Annotated in this window: 1 pseudogene; it reads right to left on the bottom strand. The window is 58.7% G+C overall.

Annotated features, from left to right (window positions below):
- Window positions 1-230, bottom strand: a pseudogene (locus AF337_RS16010) (hypothetical protein); the annotation flags it as partial.

Raw genomic sequence — 230 nt, 5'->3', positions numbered from 1 at the left:
GCCTACGGATACTCGCCGGTAGCAATGGCAGCACCTGCCCCTTCAACTGCACTTCCGAGACGCCTTCGAAAATGCAAACGACGGCTAAAACCCCTGCTTCACGCGCCTTGTCGATCGGTACGCCAAGCAAACCGGTGATAAGCGGCGTGGTTACGGCTTTGGGAAAGTCTATGCCTTCCGGCAGGCTGCCGCGTCGATTGGTCACCAGTTCGAGGAATGCCGCCAGATCC

It is taken from the genome of Rhizobium ecuadorense (genome assembly GCF_001187535.1).
Lineage (GTDB): Bacteria > Pseudomonadota > Alphaproteobacteria > Rhizobiales > Rhizobiaceae > Rhizobium > Rhizobium ecuadorense.
Note: the sequence above shows the minus strand (reverse complement) of the source record. Positions and strands in the feature narration are given on the sequence as shown.